The organism is Rhodopirellula sp. SH410 (genome assembly GCF_055811895.1).
Genome location: NZ_CM147949.1, coordinates 951,183 through 971,217 on the forward strand (window position 1 = coordinate 951,183; position 20,035 = coordinate 971,217).

Here is a 20,035-nt window from a genome sequence, read left to right on the forward strand (position 1 = left end):
TTAATTCACGAGACCCGGAAGTGGCTGCCGCCTCCCCGCATCCGAGTTTTCATATTTGGGGGAGCGGAGGCAATACTGTAACTCGCCGGCACAGCCCTGTGGATTGCCCCATTGCTAGGCCTCTGTGCGGAAGTTTTGGCTCATCCGACGGCAGGGGGCGCGGGAGTCGAGTGGAAGGTATTTTGAAGGTATCGCTCCAGCATCCAAGCTGTCTTTCAAAGACACCATTGTACCATCGACCGGGAGATCCCTTGCCACGCCCGCACCTCTGCAGAGCTTCGCTCCGTTTTTCCCGGCAGGCCCCGTCTGATTTCCCGGCAAGCGGTCTAACGCTGTTCATCCAATCCCACAAATAAATCATGGGATACTTGAGACATGCCTCCAACACCTCCGGCGCATGCTTGAGTCGGATGATCCGAAGTTTTCGTATGGAATTAGCCGATGGACGTTCGCCCCGGTTCTCGAAACGCTCCGCGTTTCACGCGGTAACCGGGGCGAACGTCCAATCGGCTAATCTTGGGGTTCTGTCCCAGAACTTTTGCGCGTGCGCTTAGCTGGCTGTTGAGCTAGGAACGAGCGGAAAATAAGTGGCCGAACGCTCCGCGGTCGGAATGGTTGACCGCGGAGCGTTCGACCACCATTTCTCAAAAAGTCAACATGCCTTTAGGTTCTGAAGGGATCGCGGGCAATGGGTTGCCGATCATGCACGCCGACCTGGGAAGGGGGGGTGAGTCTGTTCGGGAATCCGCGTCAGTCCAGCCACGCACAACTCGGATCGGTGGCGCGAACCTGCTACCATGCCCATGCCCGGGTTCATGCCGGGCCCGGACTCGGGTTCGTGCCCGTGCTCGTGCACCGGACTGCGTGCGAACAGGCATCCTCTTTCTCCACAACGATCAACTCACCATGACCGACGCCACCTCTGAATCGATCGCCCTCCGCCCGCATGATGTCTTGCGTGATGTGCAGGTCGAGTGTGGCTATCTCGAATCGAATCCTGCCAGCGTGCTATATCGCAGCGGCAAGACAATTGTGCTGTGCACGGCATCGGTCGAGACAAAGGTACCGCCATGGATGGCCGGTCGCGGGAAAGGCTGGGTGACGGCCGAGTACAATATGTTGCCGGGGAGTACGAGCCCGCGGAAGAGCCGCGATCGCGGAGGTAAAGTCGACGGGCGAACCACCGAGATTCAACGGCTCATTGGACGCAGTCTCCGTGCGGTCGTCGATCTCGAAGCACTTGGCGAACGGTCCATCACGGTGGACTGTGACGTCCTTCAAGCCGACGGGGGAACGCGCACGGCATCCATCACGGGTGGCTACATTGCTTTGTCACTCGCCGTCGCTCAGCTGGCGAAAATGCCACTGCTCGACCCCGCGATCAACGTTGCCGACGTCTTGCCCCGCAGCGTCGCCGCCATCAGCGTGGGCGTGATCGAGGGTGAAGTTGTGTTGGATCTCGACTACCAACTTGACTCGGCCGCTGATGTTGACATGAACGTGGTGATGACGGGCGACGGTCGATTCATTGAGATCCAAGGCACCGGGGAAGAGGCCACTTTCGACGACGAGCAGCTCGCCGGGATGCTGGGTTTGGCGAAAAAAGGCATTCGAGAATTGACCCAAAAACAGGTGGATGCGATCGGGGTACAATGAACGTTTTGTATCTAGCGACAGCGAATCAATTGTTGGCGTAGGGATCTTGTAAAAGATCCTATGCTGTTAGGATCTTTTACAAGATCCATTATGAAGAACTCGGGTGATTGATCCGCGATCGCGTGCTCCTAGGAGTGTTCGATGCCCCGCCTCCACGTCATGAAGGTCTCGTTACTTGCCGCGGTGCTCGGTGTGTTCACCGGCTGCGTCGGCAAGACATACGATCTGCGACTCGTCCCCTATGGCGAATCGATGCAGCGAACTCTGACGGTCTCGTTCAATCCGAGTCGTGAGGGCGACGATGCGTCACCGCTGTCGGACACTGAGTTGGCTCACATGCGGGAGTTCTATGATCCTGCGATGGATCGGATCCAGGGCGGCTCGCACACCTTCGTAGGTGCGTTTCGCGGTGAGATGCCGGCGGACGTGGGAGGCGCCGGTGAGTACGCCTTGTATGAGTCGCCGCTCGGTTCGACATCACTCTACAGCGAACGGTTTCGCGGTGAAGATGATCTGCAGCAGAACATGAGCGATCGCAACGCCGCCGTCGATCGATTGGTGGATTTGCTGCTGAACTGGTCGCAAGAGGAATTCGCTGGCCAGCCGATCTTGCCTCGCGTCGAGAGATTGCTCGACCAAGACGTCCGCCGTGATCTAAAGAACCTCTCCGTCTACTGTTGGACCCATGTGATGGTTGTTGACGTCGACGAAGAGGTGGTCGGGCAACGATTCATGGCGCGGATGGGGCAGTATCTCGTCGAGCGAAATTACTTCTCTCTTGCTGATCTGCCGAACATGGTCCGGGTCTTCCAGGGCGAGGACCAAGCGGCGACGCTCGGGTTGTTTCGCGACGTGGTCATTCGGAAACTGCAAATCGGCGGTGACGAATCGGCGGTCGCATCGTTGGCAATCCTCGGTGATGCCGAGGGGCTTGCATCGTCGCTGCGTGAATCGATTCGGAAAACGGAGATTTATCAGATGGAGCTCGCGAAATACAAAAGCGAGCACAATTTGGACGAAGGTGCCGACGTCAAAGACAGCGACTTTGGTCCACTGAGCTTGCTGGTCGAGAACGCATTTCAAGCGATGTTGCCCAATGCCTTTGGCAATACGAGCATCAGCGTGACGTTGCAGAGCAGTGCGAGACCGTTCGCCACCAATGGAACCTGGGACGCAGGTCAAGGATCTGTCGAATGGTCGTCGAGGATTGCCGAGGGCGACAATCCTGCACTGTTCTTCAGTGCCTGGAGTACGCCCGACGACGACGCTCAACAACAATGTTTTGGCGAGACGATTCTCACCGGAGAGCCGCTGGCCCGTTTTGTGTTTTGGTATCGCGGTCTAACTGACATGCAGAGGCAGCAGTACGATGCGTTTCAGCACACGCTCGCGCCGGGGAGCACCTTGGTCGAAAAGATCGACGCGTTTGATTGGGTTGGCGATGAGAAGCTTGCCGAGGTGCCGCGTTTGCTACTCAGGGACGCGATCGAGGAAGCTCACTAGCGGTCCAGGATAGCGCCACTTTGATTGAAAAACAACGTATTCTTCCGATCGCATGAGCCGTTTTGGCGCTAGGGTAACGCCCCGCAGATTAGCCAAGGTGTTTGGATTTTGAGGGGCGTCGATTTTATGGGTGAAGCATCCTGGCCGCGCTGACGTGACACGATAACGCACCCGACGCGGTAGCCCGATGACGGCCCCAGGCAACGCCTGGGGGTGCTGGCTACAACGTATTTCACGATCCAAAACCCAGGGCGATGCCCTGGGCTTTCATTACCGCCGCCCCCGTTGGGGCTCACGCACACGGATTGAAAATGATCACCAATTCAATCGACGTCCCAAAGGATCGCAGAGAATAGCCGGTGGTTTGAACGGCAGTGAACACCACCGGACTCAGCTTGCTTTCGTGCACACCGACCCTGGAGGGGTCGCAGCGATACGGGGCCCTCCCACCACGTCGGGCTTTGAGGTTTGGCGATCGATGTCGGTCCTCAGTCGGTTCATGCTACCGCCGAACCGATGCCAAATCTCAGCAGGGTTTCTTGGAGGATACTGCGTTCGGCATCGTTCAGGGCGACCATGGGCAGTCTCAATTCTCCGGTATCGCGGCCGAGCATTTGCATGGCGGCTTTGACTGGGATCGGGTTGGTGGAGAGGCCCAGCATGGTGCTGCAGAAGGCGTATAGGCGATGGTGGAGTTTGGCGGCGGTTGTGTAATCCCCTGCTGAGGCCGCTCGGACCATCTCCAGCATCACGCTCGGGACGACGTTTCCGGCGACGGAGATCACGCCCTCGGCACCGACGCTCATCATCGGCAGGGTCAGTGAATCGTCGCCTGAGAGCACCGTCAAATCGGTGGTGCCCAAAATCGCCGAGCATTGGTCGAGCGAGCCGGTGGCTTCCTTGACCATGGTGATCCCAGGCAGTTCGGCGAGGCGCTGGATCGTTTCGACTTCGATGTTTTTACCGGTGCGGCCGGGGATATTGTAGACGCAGACAGGGATATCGACTTCTTCGGCGATCGCCTGAAAGTGCTGAAACATGCCTTCCTGAGTCGGCTTGTTGTAGTAGGGTGCCACCTGCAGGACCGCGTCGGCCCCCTCCGAGGCGGCGCGTCGGGAGAGACGCAGGGCCTCGGCGGTATTATTGCTACCGGCACCCGCCATGACTTTCACACGACCGGCGACGCAGGCAATCGTCTCGGCGATCACCCGTTCGTGCTCGTCGTGCGAGAGTGTTGGTGATTCGCCGGTGGTGCCGGCGGGGACGATGCAGTTCGTACCGGCATCGATTTGAAACTCAATTTGCTCTCGCAAACGCGCCACGTCGAGTTGATTATCGCGAAATGGAGTGATGATGGCGACGGCCAATCCAGCGAATTGACTCCCTTTTCGTTGACTCATATGTGGTTGACCTTGGATGGATGGGTGGAGTAGGTATTTGCGGCCCCAGTGTAACGGTTGGGGCTATAGTTTCACGAGGGCAAATGGAATCTCCAGAGAGCGAAAAATCTCTCTGCGGGTTCGGACTTGACAAATCGGCGCCACACGCGATACTTCGCCCCTTGCCGCATGACTTGCTTTGTGCCGCAGAACCGTTGCCCTGTCACCCTTTCGTTGTCGATTGCTTCGGCGATCTTACGTTCTGACTTCTATTTATGCCCACAATCAATCAGCTCGTCCGCAAGAATCGCAAGCTCAAGAAGAGCCAAAGTAAGTCGCCGGTTCTTGAAAAATGCCCTCAAAAACAGGGCGTTTGCCTGCAAGTTCGGACAATGACTCCGAAAAAGCCTAACTCGGCACTGCGGAAAATCACGCGGGTACGGTTGAGCAACGGCAAGGAAGTTACCGTGTACATCCCTGGCGAAGGCCACAACCTGCAAGAACACTCGATTGTGCTTGTCCGCGGTGGTCGTGTACGCGATTTGCCGGGTGTGCGTTATCAGGTCGTTCGCGGGTCGCGTGACGCACTCGGTGTCGATGGCCGTAAACAGTCTCGCAGCCGTTATGGTGCGAAAAAATAATTTTCGCTCGGTCTGCGACTAGGGTTTCCTAACGCACCCAGTACTCTCCCGCCCAAAAACACTTTTTTAGAACCGACAGACTTTCATGGGACGAATCACCTCCAGTCGCTCGATGCTCAAAGGCGACCCAAAGCACCAGTCGCTTTTGGCAAGCAAGTTCATCAACTGCCTCATGCTCGACGGCAAAAAGACGACTGCACAGCGAGTTTTCTACGATGCACTCGAGGAAATTGGCAAGCGGCACGAGGGCGAAGAAACGCCTTTCGAAATCTTTGAAGCCGCACTGGAAAATATCAAGCCGTACATCGAAGTTCGCAGCAAGCGAGTCGGTGGTGCGAGCTATCAGGTGCCCATGCAGGTCAACAAGGCTCGTCAACAAAGTCTCGCGATTCGCTGGATTTTGATGGCTGTGCGTGACAAAAAGGGTCGCCCAATGCACCTGAAGCTCGCCGATGAGCTGCTGGCTGGCTACAAGAAAGAGGGTGCCGCCTACACTCGTCGCGAAAATACGCACCGTATGGCCGACGCGAATAAGGCGTTTGCTCACTTCGCTTGGTAGACCTTTGTCTGTTGGCTGCTAGCCTCTTTTAATCGGGTTTGGCAGGCTGCCGAAATATTTACACGAAACGCTGGCGATCCTTGGGTAGGGTTGGCAGCGTTTTTGCTTGGATGGATTCCCCCCCCTGTCATGATCGCTCGTCGCTTGGGACCATTGTCCCGAGCGAACCCCGTTCCCGAGCGAACCCCGTTCCCGAGCGAACCCCGTTCCCGAGCGAGCAACCCGTTCCCGGACAGGACCCGGGTCCCATCCTACGAGGTCTTGCCCGGCGTCAAAACGCGTTTTATTGTTTGGCCTTCCCTTCATTCCAAATTCTCGGTGTGCTAGTCGCTCGATGCTAGTAGCTCACCGCGAGCCGCTAACTGCTGTCTTCCACCCATGGCCGCCGACATCTCCAAGCTCCGCAATATTGGCATCATCGCTCATATTGACGCGGGCAAAACCACTGTCACCGAGCGGATGCTCTACCTCAGCGGCCAAAAGCATCGTGTCGGTCGCGTCGATCACGGCACCACCGACACCGACGATGATCCTGAGGAACAAGAACGCGGGATCACGATTTTCAGTGCCTGTGTGAAGTACACGTGGGGCGATTACAGCATTAACCTGCTCGATACCCCCGGCCACGTCGACTTTACCGCCGAAGTTGAACGCTGCCTCCGGGTCCTCGACGGTGCAGTCGTTGTCTTCTCAGCTCGGGAGGGTGTCGAGGCGCAGAGTGAAACGGTGTGGCGCCAGGCCGATCGATATGAAGTGCCTCGAATCGTGTTCATTAACAAGATGGATCGTGAGGGTGCGAGTTTCGATGCTGTTTTTGGAGACATTGCGCCGCGACTCGGTGGTCGACCCGTGGCTGTCGAGATTCCCGTTGGAGAAGGACCCACCCACGTTGCCGACCCGTTTCGCGGCGTGATCGATCTGATCGATATGAAGCTGGTGCAGTTTGATCCCGAAACCCATGGCAAGACGGTAACGGAAGTCGACCTTCCAGACGAGCTTCGTGACGACGCGATGATTTGGCGTGAGCAGTTGATGGAGGTCGTCTATGAGCTCAGTGAAGAGGCGATGGCGTTGGCGATGGAGGAACAGGAAGTGCCGCGTGAGCTCGTGATCGCTGCGCTTCGCAAGGGCTGTATCGAGCGCATCATCCAGCCGGTGTTCTGTGGCTCGGCGCTGCATGGAATCGGTGTGCAGCCGCTGATGACCGGTGTGGGGAATTTCCTGCCCAGCCCTCTCGATCGTCCGCCGGTCGAAGGCATCACGCCAGGCAAGGCTGACAAGCCGCAAATCCGCAAGCCCGATATTAAAGAGCCGTTCTGCGGTTTGGTGTTCAAGATTTTGCCGGCCAAGACGGGCGACAACTATTGGATTCGTGTCTACAGCGGAAAACTCGAGCAGAACTCAAGGGTGTACTGCCCCAACCGCGAGAAAAAGGAAAACGTCGCACAGATTTGGCAGATTCACGCGACCAAAAAAGAGCGGGATGGCCAGAGCGACACCGTGGGTGCAGGCGATATTTGCTGCGTGATCGGCCCTCGTTTTGCAATCACCGGCGATACGGTCTGTGATGTCAAGGCACCGATCCAGCTGCCCACGATCCAGTTTGCCGAAGCGGTGCTGTCGATGGCGATTGAGCCGGAGAGTACGGCCGATCGGAAGAAACTCGAGGAAACGCTCGATATGTTACGTCGGCAAGATCCGACGTTCCGCGCGGTCGAAAACGAGGAACTGGGGCAAACCATCATCAGTGGGATGGGCGAATTGCACCTCGAAGTGATCCAGCATCGATTGACGCGTGATTTTAATCTCAACGTGAAGTTCTACAAACCGCGGGTCAACTACCGTGAAACGATTGGTGGCTCTGCCGACGTGACGGGTCAGTGCAACCGAATTGTGGGTGCGAACGCCATGTTTGCCCGCTTGAAAACCCGCGTCTTGCCCGCGGACAACCCGGCCGCACCCGTTGTCGTCTTTGATCGTCTGCCACCCGATTGTGGGCTGCCCAACGCGGTGCGAACGGCAGCCATTGACGAGATTCGCGAGCGGGCGAGCGGGGGGGGCATGATCGCAGGGTTCCCACTCTCAGGCGTGCGATTTGAAGTCTACGATGCCGAGATGCACGAGGATGGCAGCGACGAGGTCGCCTTCCGGATCGCCGCGGGCGACGCCTTTGAATCCGGCATCGAGGCCGCCGGGCCGGTTCTGCTCGAACCGGTGATGCGGGTCGAAGTCACCACACCGGATGATTACATGGGCGAAATTGTCGGTGACTTGCAGCAGCGTCGCGCGATCATTGCGTCGACGGAAACACGTGGCGCGATGACGGTGATCGTCGCTCACGCGCCGCTGAAGGAGATGTTCGGCTACAGTAGCGCCATTCGCAGCCTGAGCCAAGGGCGAGCCGGCGGCACGATGGAACCCTTCGGTTACCAAGCCGCGCCGAAAGAAGATGCCGATAGCTTTCAGTTCTAAGTTCCAGTTTTGCACTTTTTGCTAACTGATATTGGCACGAAAAAGGCGGCCCGTTCCAATGAGATTTGAACCTTCAAACTTTCAAATCCTTTGGCACGGAAGCCGCCCACCATGGAACTTACCAGTTCGTTCGAGACTCTGCTACGCACGTTCTCCCCAGCTTTCACCGCTCCCAGCTTCCAAACGTTTCGCCTGTTGATGACCGGCTGGATTCTGTCAGCCCGACATCGCTATGTCACCGATCTGATTATTTCCAGCGACTCCGTTGGCAACGGGCATTTCTCTGATTACCACCGCTTCTTCTCGCAAGCGGCTTGGGACATCGATCATCTCTGGAAACTGTTGGCCCAGTTGATCCTGAACAACTTGATCGGTGCCGATGCCACGATCGTGCTTTCGGGGGATGACACCCTCTGTCGTAAACGCGGCCTGGGGATCTTTGGTGCTGGAATGCACCACGATGCGTTGAGTTCGTCGAAGTCCAAGAAAATTTGTCACTGGGGGCACGATTGGGTGGACCTGTGCATCGTGATTGCTCATCCATGGTGGGCACCGACGAAAGTCTTTTCTCTGCCGATTTGCATGAGGCTCTATCGCAATCGCCAGGGGCTCGCCAAAGGGAAAGGCAAACGCAAGAAGAATCCCACCGCCGCGCAGGTGCGTGCCGCATCCAAGCAGGCCAAGCAAGCCGCAGCAGCTAAGAAGAAGGCAGCTGAGAACGCCAAGAAGAAAAACAAACCCGATCCAAAAGCCCATAAAACACGGCCTGAACTGATGGCTGAGATGGTGGCCATGGTTGCTGCATGGTTCCCAGATCGCCAGTTCATTCTCGTCGTCGACAGTCTTTACAGCGGCAAGAGCGTGCTGTCGAAGTTGCCTGAGAACTTTGAGTTGATTGGCCCAGTTCATGCCAAGGCGGCGCTCTACTCACCGGCCCCTCAAGAAACAACCGTCCGTCGTGGGCCTCGCCGTAAGAAAGGTGAGCGGTTGAAAGATGCCGCTGCTTGGGAGCAGGACAGTTCACGTTGGCAAACGCTCCACTACGATCAATACGGGCTGCACGGATCGCTGCGGGTGAAAACTCGCACGGGACTGTACTACAAAGCCGGCAACGACCGACTGCTTCGCCTGGTGCTCTCGCAAGACACCGTGGGTCAGCGGCCGACACGAATCTTTTACTGCACCGACGTGTCGATGAAGCCCCAGGAAATTCTTTCGATCTTCTCGCAACGTTGGTCGATTGAAGTGACGCACTTCGATTGCAAGCAACATCTCGGACTAGAAGATCCGGCGAACCGCACTCCCAAAGCGGTCGAACGAACCGCTCCGATGGCGATGTTCCTGTACAGCCTGTCGATCCTGTGGTTCGCGACCGAAGGCCACGAGGAACTCCAGTTTCCGAATCGACCTTGGTACCACTGGAAGTCTGAACCGAGCTTCGCGGACATGCTCACGACGCTACGCCGCAAATCCTGGGAAGAGAAATTATCGGGGGTGTCGCTCGCTGCGACACCCGACGATAATTCCAGACGTCTGCTCACGTTCCTGGCGACGCTCGCCGGATAGCATGCGGAAAGTGCAAAACTGGAACTAAGGACACCAGGAACAATAAGTGACGGGTTTACCGCAGTGGATCTTGTTAAAGATCTTGTTAAAGATCCTGTTCTGGATGGATCTTTAACAAGATCCTCTACGCCAGTTATTGATCCCACGTTGCTAAGTTCCAGTTTTGCACTTTTTGCTAACTGATATTGGCACGAAAAAGGCGGCCCGTTCCAATGAGATTTGAACCTTCAAACTTTCAAATCCTTTGGCACGGAAGCCGCCCACCATGGAACTTACCAGTTCGTTCGAGACTCTGCTACGCACGTTCTCCCCAGCTTTCACCGCTCCCAGCTTCCAAACGTTTCGCCTGTTGATGACCGGCTGGATTCTGTCAGCCCGACATCGCTATGTCACCGATCTGATTATTTCCAGCGACTCCGTTGGCAACGGGCATTTCTCTGATTACCACCGCTTCTTCTCGCAAGCGGCTTGGGACATCGATCATCTCTGGAAACTGTTGGCCCAGTTGATCCTGAACAACTTGATCGGTGCCGATGCCACGATCGTGCTTTCGGGGGATGACACCCTCTGTCGTAAACGCGGCCTGGGGATCTTTGGTGCTGGAATGCACCACGATGCGTTGAGTTCGTCGAAGTCCAAGAAAATTTGTCACTGGGGGCACGATTGGGTGGACCTGTGCATCGTGATTGCTCATCCATGGTGGGCACCGACGAAAGTCTTTTCTCTGCCGATTTGCATGAGGCTCTATCGCAATCGCCAGGGGCTCGCCAAAGGGAAAGGCAAACGCAAGAAGAATCCCACCGCCGCGCAGGTGCGTGCCGCATCCAAGCAGGCCAAGCAAGCCGCAGCAGCTAAGAAGAAGGCAGCTGAGAACGCCAAGAAGAAAAACAAACCCGATCCAAAAGCCCATAAAACACGGCCTGAACTGATGGCTGAGATGGTGGCCATGGTTGCTGCATGGTTCCCAGATCGCCAGTTCATTCTCGTCGTCGACAGTCTTTACAGCGGCAAGAGCGTGCTGTCGAAGTTGCCTGAGAACTTTGAGTTGATTGGCCCAGTTCATGCCAAGGCGGCGCTCTACTCACCGGCCCCTCAAGAAACAACCGTCCGTCGTGGGCCTCGCCGTAAGAAAGGTGAGCGGTTGAAAGATGCCGCTGCTTGGGAGCAGGACAGTTCACGTTGGCAAACGCTCCACTACGATCAATACGGGCTGCACGGATCGCTGCGGGTGAAAACTCGCACGGGACTGTACTACAAAGCCGGCAACGACCGACTGCTTCGCCTGGTGCTCTCGCAAGACACCGTGGGTCAGCGGCCGACACGAATCTTTTACTGCACCGACGTGTCGATGAAGCCCCAGGAAATTCTTTCGATCTTCTCGCAACGTTGGTCGATTGAAGTGACGCACTTCGATTGCAAGCAACATCTCGGACTAGAAGATCCGGCGAACCGCACTCCCAAAGCGGTCGAACGAACCGCTCCGATGGCGATGTTCCTGTACAGCCTGTCGATCCTGTGGTTCGCGACCGAAGGCCACGAGGAACTCCAGTTTCCGAATCGACCTTGGTACCACTGGAAGTCTGAACCGAGCTTCGCGGACATGCTCACGACGCTACGCCGCAAATCCTGGGAAGAGAAATTATCGGGGGTGTCGCTCGCTGCGACACCCGACGATAATTCCAGACGTCTGCTCACGTTCCTGGCGACGCTCGCCGGATAGCATGCGGAAAGTGCAAAACTGGAACTAAGCGACCGCGAGCGTAGCGACCTTGAAGTCGACACGCTCGATTGTCTCGCCGGCGCGAAGTGCCGGTTAGAAACTCTTGGACCAGCTCGCGGCCATGTACCAGTCCGTTTCGAGCTGGATGCCGTTTAGGTCCTGGTACAGGTTGGGGACGAACTCAACATTGAGTAGGTGTCCCTTAATGAGTGCGGCCGATCCCAGGCCCAGATTCAGGTAGTACCCGCCGCGAAAACTCTCCACATTCGTGCTGATCACATTGTCTGGCGACATGGGGTCCGCACCCTCATAGTTGGTCATCCACAGATTCTCGATGCGAATGCTACTCGAGAGATTGTGGGTCCAAGTATGGCTGTACCAGTTGTTGAGCCGGAACTCATCGCTCACGGTGTAGTCGCGGTAGTTGCGTCCAATGGGTAGGTTGGTTTGCAGCTGTGTCCCCAATGATCCCGTTTCAAAGTAGTGCTTCCAGGTGATGCCCGGGCGAGCATTGAAGGTGCCCGAGCCAAGCCGCATCGGATAGGCGTACGGTTGGGACATGGCACCGGCGGTGGGAATCGTCGAGGTGCGAAAGATTTTGCCTGTGGGCACGGACGCACCTAGGTTTAGGATCACGTCGTCATCGTCGTCCGAGTACAAACGCATCAGGACGCCGAGCCGCAGGTCACCAAAGCCGCTATTGTGCAAGGTGAACGGGGTGCCAGGGCCACCCGGATTCATGGGGCCGCGGATATGATCCATCGTGATGCTCGGTAGCTCAATCATCGTGTACGCCGTGATGTCATCGGTCATGCCTCGCATGATGTGCAGCATGTGCATCTCGTGCGTCATCTGCGTCGGCGATGCACCGCGGTTGGTCACCGGATCGCTGGTCGCCCCATACGCGATCGCTTCGGCGTCACTGAGCCTGCGCGTGCCGGCCCGGTTCCCGTCCATGTACATGTTCATGTACTTGTACTCGACCATCCACTCACCCGGGGCGTGCAGGTGGTCGCCCATCAAGCCGGCAGGCGCGTGTTTGTCGGCCCGGGATCGCAGGTCATCGTCGGCATGACCCGCGCCCACAACACTGGCCATGGCGAGGGTCAACGTCGCGGAAATAATTCTATAAAACATCGATTACCCTTCAATCTACTCATCAACGACTCAAAGCCTGCTCCTCACCTGCGGATCTATCGGGCATTCCCCTCTCGATCCCCTCCGAATCAGATGCGTTGCAGCGAAATCGCTGCGTTTCGCCGCGACGCACCGTCACAACCCACAGATTTCCCCAGTTGCCGCTCTCGTGATTTGACGCAGCAAAGCGCCGACGGCGGGCTAACGGGGAACTACAATGAGGGACGTTTTCCGTCTCTGTTCCTCCAGCATGCTTGTTCACTTCCATGACCATGAGTTTTTCCCCTTCCCAGAACAAACGCCCGGCAGTCGTCTCCGCGTTGATTTTGAGCGGCAGTCTGCTCGTATGCTCCGTGATCCTGCCTGCTCGTTCGACGTTCGGCCAAGACGAGCAGTCAGCCGAGTCGCCGGCCGCTCCTGCCGATGAAAAGCAAGACGCCAGCGCCCCCGAGTCGAAGGACCCGGCGCCCGAGAAGCCTGATGCGGATGCCAAGAAACCTGACGCAGCCCCTGAAAAGACGGATGCGGACCCCGCCGAACCCGCCCCGATGCCCGCCGAACCCGCCACCACGCCCGCTGAGCCCGCTGAGCCTGCTGAGCCCGCCGCGGACCCGGAATGGGTGGCCAAGGGCGTGTGGACGATGCCACCGACCGAAGGTGATGTGGCGCTCGACTTTTCGCTGGTCGGTGAATATGTGGGTGATTTGAAAACGAGCGACGCGGCACAGACAGACGAATCGTCGGACGACGAATCAAAGACAGCTGGCGTGAGCCGTCGCGGCGTCCAAATACGTAATCTCGGCGACGGCGAATTCGAAGCGCGGGTCTATGACGGTGGGTTGCCCGGCCAGGATGGGTATCAGAACGACGAGCCGATGGTCCTGCTCGGTCGGCGCAGCGGGCAGACGCTCGTGCTTTCGGGCGGCCCGTGGGCGATGTTTGTGACTCCTGAGCATTGTAGGATTATTGATGCGTCGGGAACGATGCTCGCCACCCTCGAGCGTACCCGGCGTCAGAGCCCGACCCTTGGGGCGGCGCCACCGGCAGGCGCCACGGTTCTCTTCGACGGCAGCGACACGTCCGCGTTCACCAACGGCGAGATGACCGAGGATGGGTTGCTCAAGCAGGGTGCTGATGTCCGCGAGATGCTGGGCGATTTTGATTTGCACGTCGAGTTTCGGATTCCTCACATGCCTAAACTCGCCGACCAACGACGGGGTAATAGTGGCTTGTATTTGCAGGGCCGATACGAGTGTCAGGTGCTCGATTCGTTCGGTGATGCCAACGTCTTCAATGGGCTCGGTGCTTTGTATCGATACAAAACCCCGAAAATGAACATGGCGTTCCCACCGCTGACCTGGCAAACCTATGACGTTCACTTCACCGCCGCCCGCTTTGCTGCAGACGGCACCAAGCTGCGCAATGCCCGTGTCACTTCGTGGGTGAACGGTGTGATGGTGCAAGACGATCAGGAATTACCAGGTCCGACGGGGGCAGGGAAAGACGAATCTCCCACGCTGCTGCCGACGAAGATCCAGGACCACGGCGATCCGGTTCGCTTTCGCAACATCTGGGCAATCGACCGTGGATTGACCGGCGGCGTCGAGTTCCCGCAGATGGCTGAGCCTGCTGCGAAAGAGTAGTTGACCAGATCAGCCGCACCCCCCGGAAAATAGTGGGCAGAGGTGGGTGGAATTTGGCTTGTGGACGAGTGGCTGGCTTTCGTAATGTCGCTTGCGGACGGTCTACCTCTGGGTGGATCGTCCGTCATTTGAGTGCCTCTCGACCACCACTGTATTGCAAAGTTGCCTGTTGGCTGCTGTTGTCCACCCCACCGTCACGCCACCGCGGCCCAAGCAAAAAATTCAATTTGCATGGACGCGGTTCGTTGCTGCGCTGCCGGTCTTGACGACGATGATGGGCATTCTGATGCTCCTGTCGACGCACTCGCTGACTGCTCGTGCCGAAGGACCGCCTCCGGATCGCCCCAGCCCCACGCGGATTGACGTTGGGAGCAGCGACTCGATTTTACGGGTTCGGGGTGAGACCGTGTACCGTTGGCAGCGGGAGGGGGCCGCCGCCGCATCCCTGCCGCAGACGGGAACTGTGGCCACGATTGGGGCAGCGACCGCCCTGCCGATGTCTCAAGACTGCACGGTGCTGCACGGTGACTGCGTGCTCGAGTACAAGGGCAAGCGTTTCGAGGCCGAATCGATCCTGTTGGTCGTCGATGGATTCGGCGATGCGATCAATGTGAAGTTGTTAATGGATCGTGTTGCGCTCGGTGCAGGAAAAACCAAACAAGAACCAATTGTGGGAGAGCTCCGTTTATCGGCGCCTCCGGAAATACGGGCTCAGCAGTACCGCGGCAAGACAGAGGTCCCGGCCCAGTGGTGGGCCCTGTGTGGTTTGACGCCGCCTGGCCAGATCGCACCGAGCGGCTCGGCGACGATTGCGCCGGTGCAGTACAGCGAACCTATTTCACCCGGCCCGGCGATGCAGTTGGTCCAGCCACTGCCGGCCCCTGCGCCGGATCCAAACATGCAAACCGTCCCTCCCTCGGGTTTGATCTGGGATGAATCCGGTGTGGTTTCGGATCCCTCATTGCGCACACCATCGGCGCTCGACGATCCGGTGACGAGTTACGCATCACCCCCATTGGCAGCGCCCGCGGATGCGGGGCCGGTGAGGTCGCTGCCCGAACCTCCGATCATGACGGACAACGGAGGTACGACCGGCGGATGGGCCTATTCGATCGGTGGTGGCAGCAAGAGCATCGAGTTGCTCTCGCGTGGTACCTCACGACCGACCGACTTCCGAACGATCGATCGCACGGAGGTCAATGAAACGATCGTGGTTGCCACGGGCGGTGTCACGGTTTTGGTGCGAGATATCATGGCGCAAACGCCCACGGGGTTGCGAGTGCCGATTGGAACCGTGTCCTTGTCGGCCGACCGAATCGTGGCTTGGACGCCCCCGTTGGGCGATATCATCACCGGCGCGGCCAGCGCCGCGGATGCCGAAGGAGAACTCTATCTCGAGGGCGACATCGTCGTTCGTCAGGGCGACCAGATCGTCTATGCCGATGCGATGTACTACAACGCGGCACGCGAGGTCGGCGTGATTCTCGATGCCGAAGTGATTGCGACGATTCCGCAAACGCAAGGTACTGCGAGAGTCAAAGCCGAGGTGATGCGGCAGGTCGCGCGAGGTCACTACGTCGCTAACAATGCTGCCGTCACCAGCAGTCGACTCGGCGTGCCCGGCTATTGGCTGCAAAGCAACGAACTCTCACTGACACAGCGTCCCATTGCCACGGTCGATCCAGCAACCGGCCAGGTCATTCCGGATACCGAGCCGTATGTTTCCAGTAGTGGGAATTTTGTGTATGCCGGTGGGGTTCCCGTGCTGTATTGGCCGCGTTTCTCCACGCCCCTGCGTAAGCCAAACATGTACCTCAATGGAGCGAGCATCAAGAGCGATCAGATTTTTGGTCGGCAGGTGCTGCTCGAATGGGACACGTTCCAGCTACTTGGATGGAACACGCCCGCCGGTGTCGAATCCAGTTTGCTAACGGATTACTTGAGCATGCGTGGTCCGGCGATCGGATCGCACACCGACTACACCCTGCCGAGCCTCTTCGGTGTCTCCGGCCCCGTGGTGGGGACGTATGACAGTTATCTCATCAAAGACCACGGGCTCGATAATCTCGGCAACGGTCGTAATAATTTGGTGCCTGAAACCGATATTCGCGGAGCCTCGGTGCTGAGTCATCGGCACTACCTTCCCAACGACTGGGAGTTCATCGCGGAGTTAGGGTGGATCAGCGATCGTAATTTCGTCGAGCAGTATTTTGAGAACCGTTGGGATCAGCGCGCCAACCGAAACACTGGAATGCGTCTGCGGAAATACGCGGGTTCGCAATTATACGACGCTAACTTCAACGTGCAGATCAATGATTTCTTCGAAGAGACGGAGCGGCTGCCCGAATTCAATCACTACGCGCTAGGCGGATCGCTATTGGGGGATCGTTTGACGTGGTCGATGCACAATCAGGTTGGCTACGAGAGACTCAACCCAGCCGACCCGCCCACCGATCCGGCGACCGCGGCGGTCACGGCGACGTTGCCTGGTGAGATCGCCAGCCAGGGGATTGTGGCGCGAACGCGGCAGGAGTTGTCGATGCCGATCCAGGCCGGTGTGGTCAAAATCGTACCCTTCGCGATCGGCGAAGTGGCGCAGTATGGCCAAGACATCAACGGGGACCCCCTCACCCGATTGTGGGGTGGTGGCGGTATTCGTGCGAACCTACCGCTCTCGCGTGTCGACCCCACCGTCCAGAGCAGTCTGCTCAACGTGCGCGGCCTCGCTCACAAGATTGATCTTTCAGCAGAATACTTTTATGCGGATAGCAACACCAACTATGAAGACCTGCCGTACTACGATCCGCTGGACGATCATACGCAAGAACAGTTTCGCCGCTCGTTCATTTACACAACCTTTGGCGGCGCTCTGCCCACTCAGTTCGATCCGCGCAACTATGCCCTTCGGCAAGGCATCCAGCGAAACGTGACCAGCCCGAGTAACACGGTGGTCGATGATATCCAACAGCTGCGTTTGAGCATGAATCAACGCTTCCAGACCAAACGGGGTCTGCCGGGCCGCGAACGGATTGTGGATCTATTCCGCTTTGACCTGCAAACCATCCTGATGCCTCGCGCCGACCGCGATAACTTTGGCGAGACCGTCGGCCCGACGCTCTTTGACGCACAATACAATTTAGGGGATCGGGTGGCGCTGCTCGGTGACGGCTACATCGACTTCTTCGATGAGGGATTGCGGTCGCTCAGCGGTGGTATCCGCACGAGTCGGCCTGGGCTCGGCGATTTGTACGTTGGTTTGTTGTCACTCGAAGGTCCGATCAGCAGCACGGTGCTGCAAGCAAAACTCGATCATCGTCTGAATGAGAAATGGATCATCTCGGCTGGCAACGTGTACGATTTCGGACCCACGGGCAGTAACACGCAGACGTTCGGATTGACTCGGATCGGTGAATCATTCCTGTTCCAGATCGGTGCCAACGTCGATTCGGGCCGCGATAATACGAGTTTCGGCTTCATGTTCGAACCACGGTTCTTGCCCTCCTCGCGACTGGGGCGACTCGGCGGACAAATGATCCCACCGCCCGGTGTCGAAGGACTCGAGTAGATGGTCATCCCGCAGGCGCTCCGATGAGTCAGACATGGTCTAATAAATTTCGAGTTGCCTGGGTGGGCCTCTTTGGGGCGCTGCGTGATCAAGCCAGTTTTCATGTTCACCTGAGCGTCGCGACGGCCGTGATTTGTTTGGCTGTTCTGTTGCGACTGCAGCTTTGGCAATGGATCGCTCTGATCTTTGCCATCGGCATTGTCTTCACCGCCGAACTGTTGAACACCGCGATTGAGTTGCTCGTCGCGGTCCTGCACCCCGAACATGACCCGCGTATCGGGCGCGCCCTCGACGTTGCTGCCGCTGCCGTTTTAGTGGCTGCTTGGATGGCCGCGACGATCGGGCTTCTGATCCTGGGCCCTGAAATCTACCATTGGCTAATCGAAGTTTGCGGGCGGGCAGCGTCGCCGGATGCCTGACGACAATCGGCTCGCCGGTGCATAGCGAAGGTCGATTGCAAAGCGAGCCCCGTTTGCGGCTGGATGGGGCGCGAGGAATACTGAAATACGCAGCCGTTACATGCTAATCCCACGACTCCACGCACCCCATCCGGAAGCAAATCAAAGCGAGCTCGCTGATCGACTGCCCCCTAGTGTAACCGGGACGCTGACCGGAGAAACGAAGAACGACACCAAAATCATCGAATCTACATAGACTCCGATAGCAGCGTGTGAACGTAGTCGGCAAAACCGGTCATCGAGGCAGGTGGCTCGCCGGGTCCGATCACAAGTGGGCCGCTGCCGGGATCGCTTGCGAGCAACCCATGGCTGCCGTGAACGAGTGTGGCATCGAGTGGGATGACGTCCATTTTATATCGCATGCCGAGCTTCTTTTGCAGTAATCTCGCGGCCGCTCGAACGCGGCTGGTCATGAATAATTCGCAGGGGTCGTAGCCTGGTTTACGATGAATGTCGACGGTGCGGGCGAAATCGGGGGCGTCACGGTCATCGTCCCAGTAGTAGTACGTGAACCACGCATCCGGATCGGCCAGCACGATGAGTTCGCCGCTGCGTGGATGATCAAGATCGAGCTCCGCGGGCGGTACGACAGCGGCCACACCGGGCACAAGACGCAAGCACGCTGCGACCTCGTCAATCATCGAGGCCTTTCGTACATAGACATGCGCCACCTGATGATCGGCCACGGCAACTGCATCGCAGTCGCCGACCAATAGCACTTCGCCAAACGGTCCTAACCGGGTACGAAGAAAACCGCCTGCTCGCAGGACGCGATTCAGGTGCACCGGGCGATGCACCTTTGTCAGTCCATACTCGCTAACGACGACGACCTGAGCGCCGACGGCATCAGCGGCGTCGATCACGCGGCCAGCCGCCGCGTCGACTTCGGCCACGCGGCGCGGATCCTGATGATCCAAACGCTGGAAATCATAATCCAAGTGTGGTAGATAGCAGAGCGTCAGTTGAGGCTGTTTCTCACGCAGCACCAGCGCCGTGGCGTCGGCGATCCAGTCGCTCGAGGCGATGCCGGCGCCCGGTCCCCAGAAGGCGAAAAATGGAAACGGGCCAAGCTGCTTTGTTAACTCGCAACCTGTCCAGTCCAAGACGTCGAATACCTTGCTGCCGTCACACCCATAGTGCGGTTTGGGTGTGGCGCCATACTTCGCGGTGGTCGCTTGATTGAACCACCAGAACATCTTGGCCGTTTCGTAACGCTCGTAAAACAGTTCGCCCTGAATCAGGGTGCGCGACTGTTGCCAAAACCGGATCTCCTGGGTATCGCGATACAGCCATCCATTGGCGACGATCCCATGCTCCCGCGGGGTGAGCCCGGTCAGCAGTGTCGCCTGGCTTGTGGCGGTGACCGCGGGCACGGGGCTGGTCCACGGCCGCGCCACGCCGATCTGCGAGAGACGCGGGGCGTGGGGCAGTAGGTCCGGCGTCAGTCCGACGACGTTGAGGATGCACAGCCGCTGCGTCATAGGTCATTCTCGGGGTCGAATGTGTTGCTCGTGAGTTCCTCGTCGCTGCCCGGTTCGACAGGCGGCAGCCAGAGGGAAAACCGTCAGGATTCTCTTACCGTTGTAGGGATTGCCGCCGAATGAATCGACCGTGGGGACGGCCCCTCGGAACGAAAGATCCAGAAAAAAGGGCTCGTTCGACCGACGCGAACGCGGATGAGTTCCCACCCGGCCGAAGTACGCTTGGCCCGGATCAGCCAGAAAAAAGCGAGAAAC

13 protein-coding genes are annotated in these 20,035 nt (G+C 58.0%); 10 read left to right on the forward strand and 3 right to left on the reverse strand.

The window, feature by feature from the left end; translation table 11 throughout:
* The first annotated feature begins 906 nt into the window (after positions 1 to 906).
* Both rph and SH410x_RS03840 read left to right on the forward strand, forming a co-directional pair.
* The gene (rph, locus tag SH410x_RS03835; protein ID WP_473674789.1) at positions 907 to 1,656 is read left to right on the forward strand and encodes a ribonuclease PH; all 750 of its coding nucleotides are present in this window, start codon (positions 907 to 909) and stop codon (positions 1,654 to 1,656) included.
* Between the two features lie 141 nt (positions 1,657 to 1,797).
* Positions 1,798 to 3,159 carry a hypothetical protein gene (locus tag SH410x_RS03840; RefSeq protein WP_473674791.1) on the forward strand — a complete coding sequence of 454 codons (1,362 nt, stop codon included), beginning with the start codon at positions 1,798 to 1,800 and terminating at the stop codon, positions 3,157 to 3,159.
* 497 nt (positions 3,160 to 3,656) lie between these two features.
* Here SH410x_RS03840 and dapA read toward each other — a convergent pair whose 3' ends face one another.
* Positions 3,657 to 4,559, reverse strand: a complete 903-nt coding sequence (gene dapA, locus SH410x_RS03845) for a 4-hydroxy-tetrahydrodipicolinate synthase (protein ID WP_473674793.1) — start codon at positions 4,557 to 4,559, stop codon at positions 3,657 to 3,659.
* Between the two features lie 254 nt (positions 4,560 to 4,813).
* On the opposite strand from dapA, the gene rpsL reads away from it, so the two are divergent.
* The 5 genes from rpsL to SH410x_RS03870 all read left to right on the forward strand — a co-directional run bounded on the left by rpsL (position 4,814) and on the right by SH410x_RS03870 (position 11,496).
* Positions 4,814 to 5,179 (forward strand): 30S ribosomal protein S12, encoded by a 366-nt coding sequence (gene rpsL, locus SH410x_RS03850; RefSeq protein ID WP_008676202.1) that lies wholly within the window; start codon positions 4,814 to 4,816, stop codon positions 5,177 to 5,179.
* An 85-nt stretch (positions 5,180 to 5,264) separates the two neighbouring features.
* On the forward strand, positions 5,265 to 5,738 hold the full coding sequence (gene rpsG, locus SH410x_RS03855) for a 30S ribosomal protein S7 (RefSeq protein WP_473674795.1): 474 nt from the start codon (positions 5,265 to 5,267) through the stop codon (positions 5,736 to 5,738).
* A 378-nt stretch (positions 5,739 to 6,116) separates the two neighbouring features.
* Complete coding sequence (gene fusA, locus SH410x_RS03860) at positions 6,117 to 8,210, forward strand: elongation factor G (protein WP_473674797.1); 2,094 nt, start codon at positions 6,117 to 6,119, stop codon at positions 8,208 to 8,210.
* Positions 8,211 to 8,321: 111 nt separating this feature from the next.
* Positions 8,322 to 9,776, forward strand: coding sequence for an IS701 family transposase (locus tag SH410x_RS03865; protein WP_473669018.1), 1,455 nt, complete (start codon positions 8,322 to 8,324; stop codon positions 9,774 to 9,776).
* A gap of 265 nt (positions 9,777 to 10,041) precedes the next feature.
* Positions 10,042 to 11,496 carry an IS701 family transposase gene (locus tag SH410x_RS03870; RefSeq protein ID WP_473669018.1) on the forward strand — a complete coding sequence of 485 codons (1,455 nt, stop codon included), beginning with the start codon at positions 10,042 to 10,044 and terminating at the stop codon, positions 11,494 to 11,496.
* Between the two features lie 93 nt (positions 11,497 to 11,589).
* Here SH410x_RS03870 and SH410x_RS03875 read toward each other — a convergent pair whose 3' ends face one another.
* Entirely contained in the window at positions 11,590 to 12,633 is a 1,044-nt protein-coding gene (locus SH410x_RS03875; protein ID WP_473674799.1) for a transporter, read from the reverse strand.
* A gap of 272 nt (positions 12,634 to 12,905) precedes the next feature.
* Here SH410x_RS03875 and SH410x_RS03880 point away from each other — a divergent pair, with 272 nt between their 5' ends.
* The 3 genes from SH410x_RS03880 (at position 12,906) to SH410x_RS03890 (ending at position 18,260) form a co-directional block, all read left to right on the forward strand.
* Positions 12,906 to 14,276 (forward strand): 3-keto-disaccharide hydrolase, encoded by a 1,371-nt coding sequence (locus tag SH410x_RS03880; RefSeq protein WP_473674801.1) that lies wholly within the window; start codon positions 12,906 to 12,908, stop codon positions 14,274 to 14,276.
* 169 nt (positions 14,277 to 14,445) lie between these two features.
* The gene (locus SH410x_RS03885) at positions 14,446 to 17,841 is read left to right on the forward strand and encodes an LPS-assembly protein LptD (protein WP_473674803.1); all 3,396 of its coding nucleotides are present in this window, start codon (positions 14,446 to 14,448) and stop codon (positions 17,839 to 17,841) included.
* 23 nt (positions 17,842 to 17,864) lie between these two features.
* The gene (locus SH410x_RS03890) at positions 17,865 to 18,260 is read left to right on the forward strand and encodes a diacylglycerol kinase (protein ID WP_473674805.1); all 396 of its coding nucleotides are present in this window, start codon (positions 17,865 to 17,867) and stop codon (positions 18,258 to 18,260) included.
* A 227-nt stretch (positions 18,261 to 18,487) separates the two neighbouring features.
* Here the strand turns inward: SH410x_RS03890 and SH410x_RS03895 are convergent, their stop codons facing one another.
* Positions 18,488 to 19,780 carry an alkaline phosphatase family protein gene (locus SH410x_RS03895; protein WP_473674807.1) on the reverse strand — a complete coding sequence of 431 codons (1,293 nt, stop codon included), beginning with the start codon at positions 19,778 to 19,780 and terminating at the stop codon, positions 18,488 to 18,490.
* Positions 19,781 to 20,035 lie beyond the last annotated feature (255 nt).

Coding starts and splice junctions, on each gene's coding strand:
- rpsG (WP_473674795.1), top strand. CDS start 5,265: ATGGGACGAATCACCTCCAGTCGCTCGATGCTCAAAGGCGACCCAAAG.
- SH410x_RS03875 (WP_473674799.1), bottom strand. CDS start 12,633: ATGTTTTATAGAATTATTTCCGCGACGTTGACCCTCGCCATGGCCAGT.
- SH410x_RS03865 (WP_473669018.1), top strand. CDS start 8,322: ATGGAACTTACCAGTTCGTTCGAGACTCTGCTACGCACGTTCTCCCCA.
- rph (WP_473674789.1), top strand. CDS start 907: ATGACCGACGCCACCTCTGAATCGATCGCCCTCCGCCCGCATGATGTC.
- SH410x_RS03880 (WP_473674801.1), top strand. CDS start 12,906: ATGAGTTTTTCCCCTTCCCAGAACAAACGCCCGGCAGTCGTCTCCGCG.
- SH410x_RS03895 (WP_473674807.1), bottom strand. CDS start 19,780: ATGACGCAGCGGCTGTGCATCCTCAACGTCGTCGGACTGACGCCGGAC.
- SH410x_RS03890 (WP_473674805.1), top strand. CDS start 17,865: ATGAGTCAGACATGGTCTAATAAATTTCGAGTTGCCTGGGTGGGCCTC.
- fusA (WP_473674797.1), top strand. CDS start 6,117: ATGGCCGCCGACATCTCCAAGCTCCGCAATATTGGCATCATCGCTCAT.
- rpsL (WP_008676202.1), top strand. CDS start 4,814: ATGCCCACAATCAATCAGCTCGTCCGCAAGAATCGCAAGCTCAAGAAG.
- SH410x_RS03870 (WP_473669018.1), top strand. CDS start 10,042: ATGGAACTTACCAGTTCGTTCGAGACTCTGCTACGCACGTTCTCCCCA.
- dapA (WP_473674793.1), bottom strand. CDS start 4,559: ATGAGTCAACGAAAAGGGAGTCAATTCGCTGGATTGGCCGTCGCCATC.
- SH410x_RS03840 (WP_473674791.1), top strand. CDS start 1,798: ATGCCCCGCCTCCACGTCATGAAGGTCTCGTTACTTGCCGCGGTGCTC.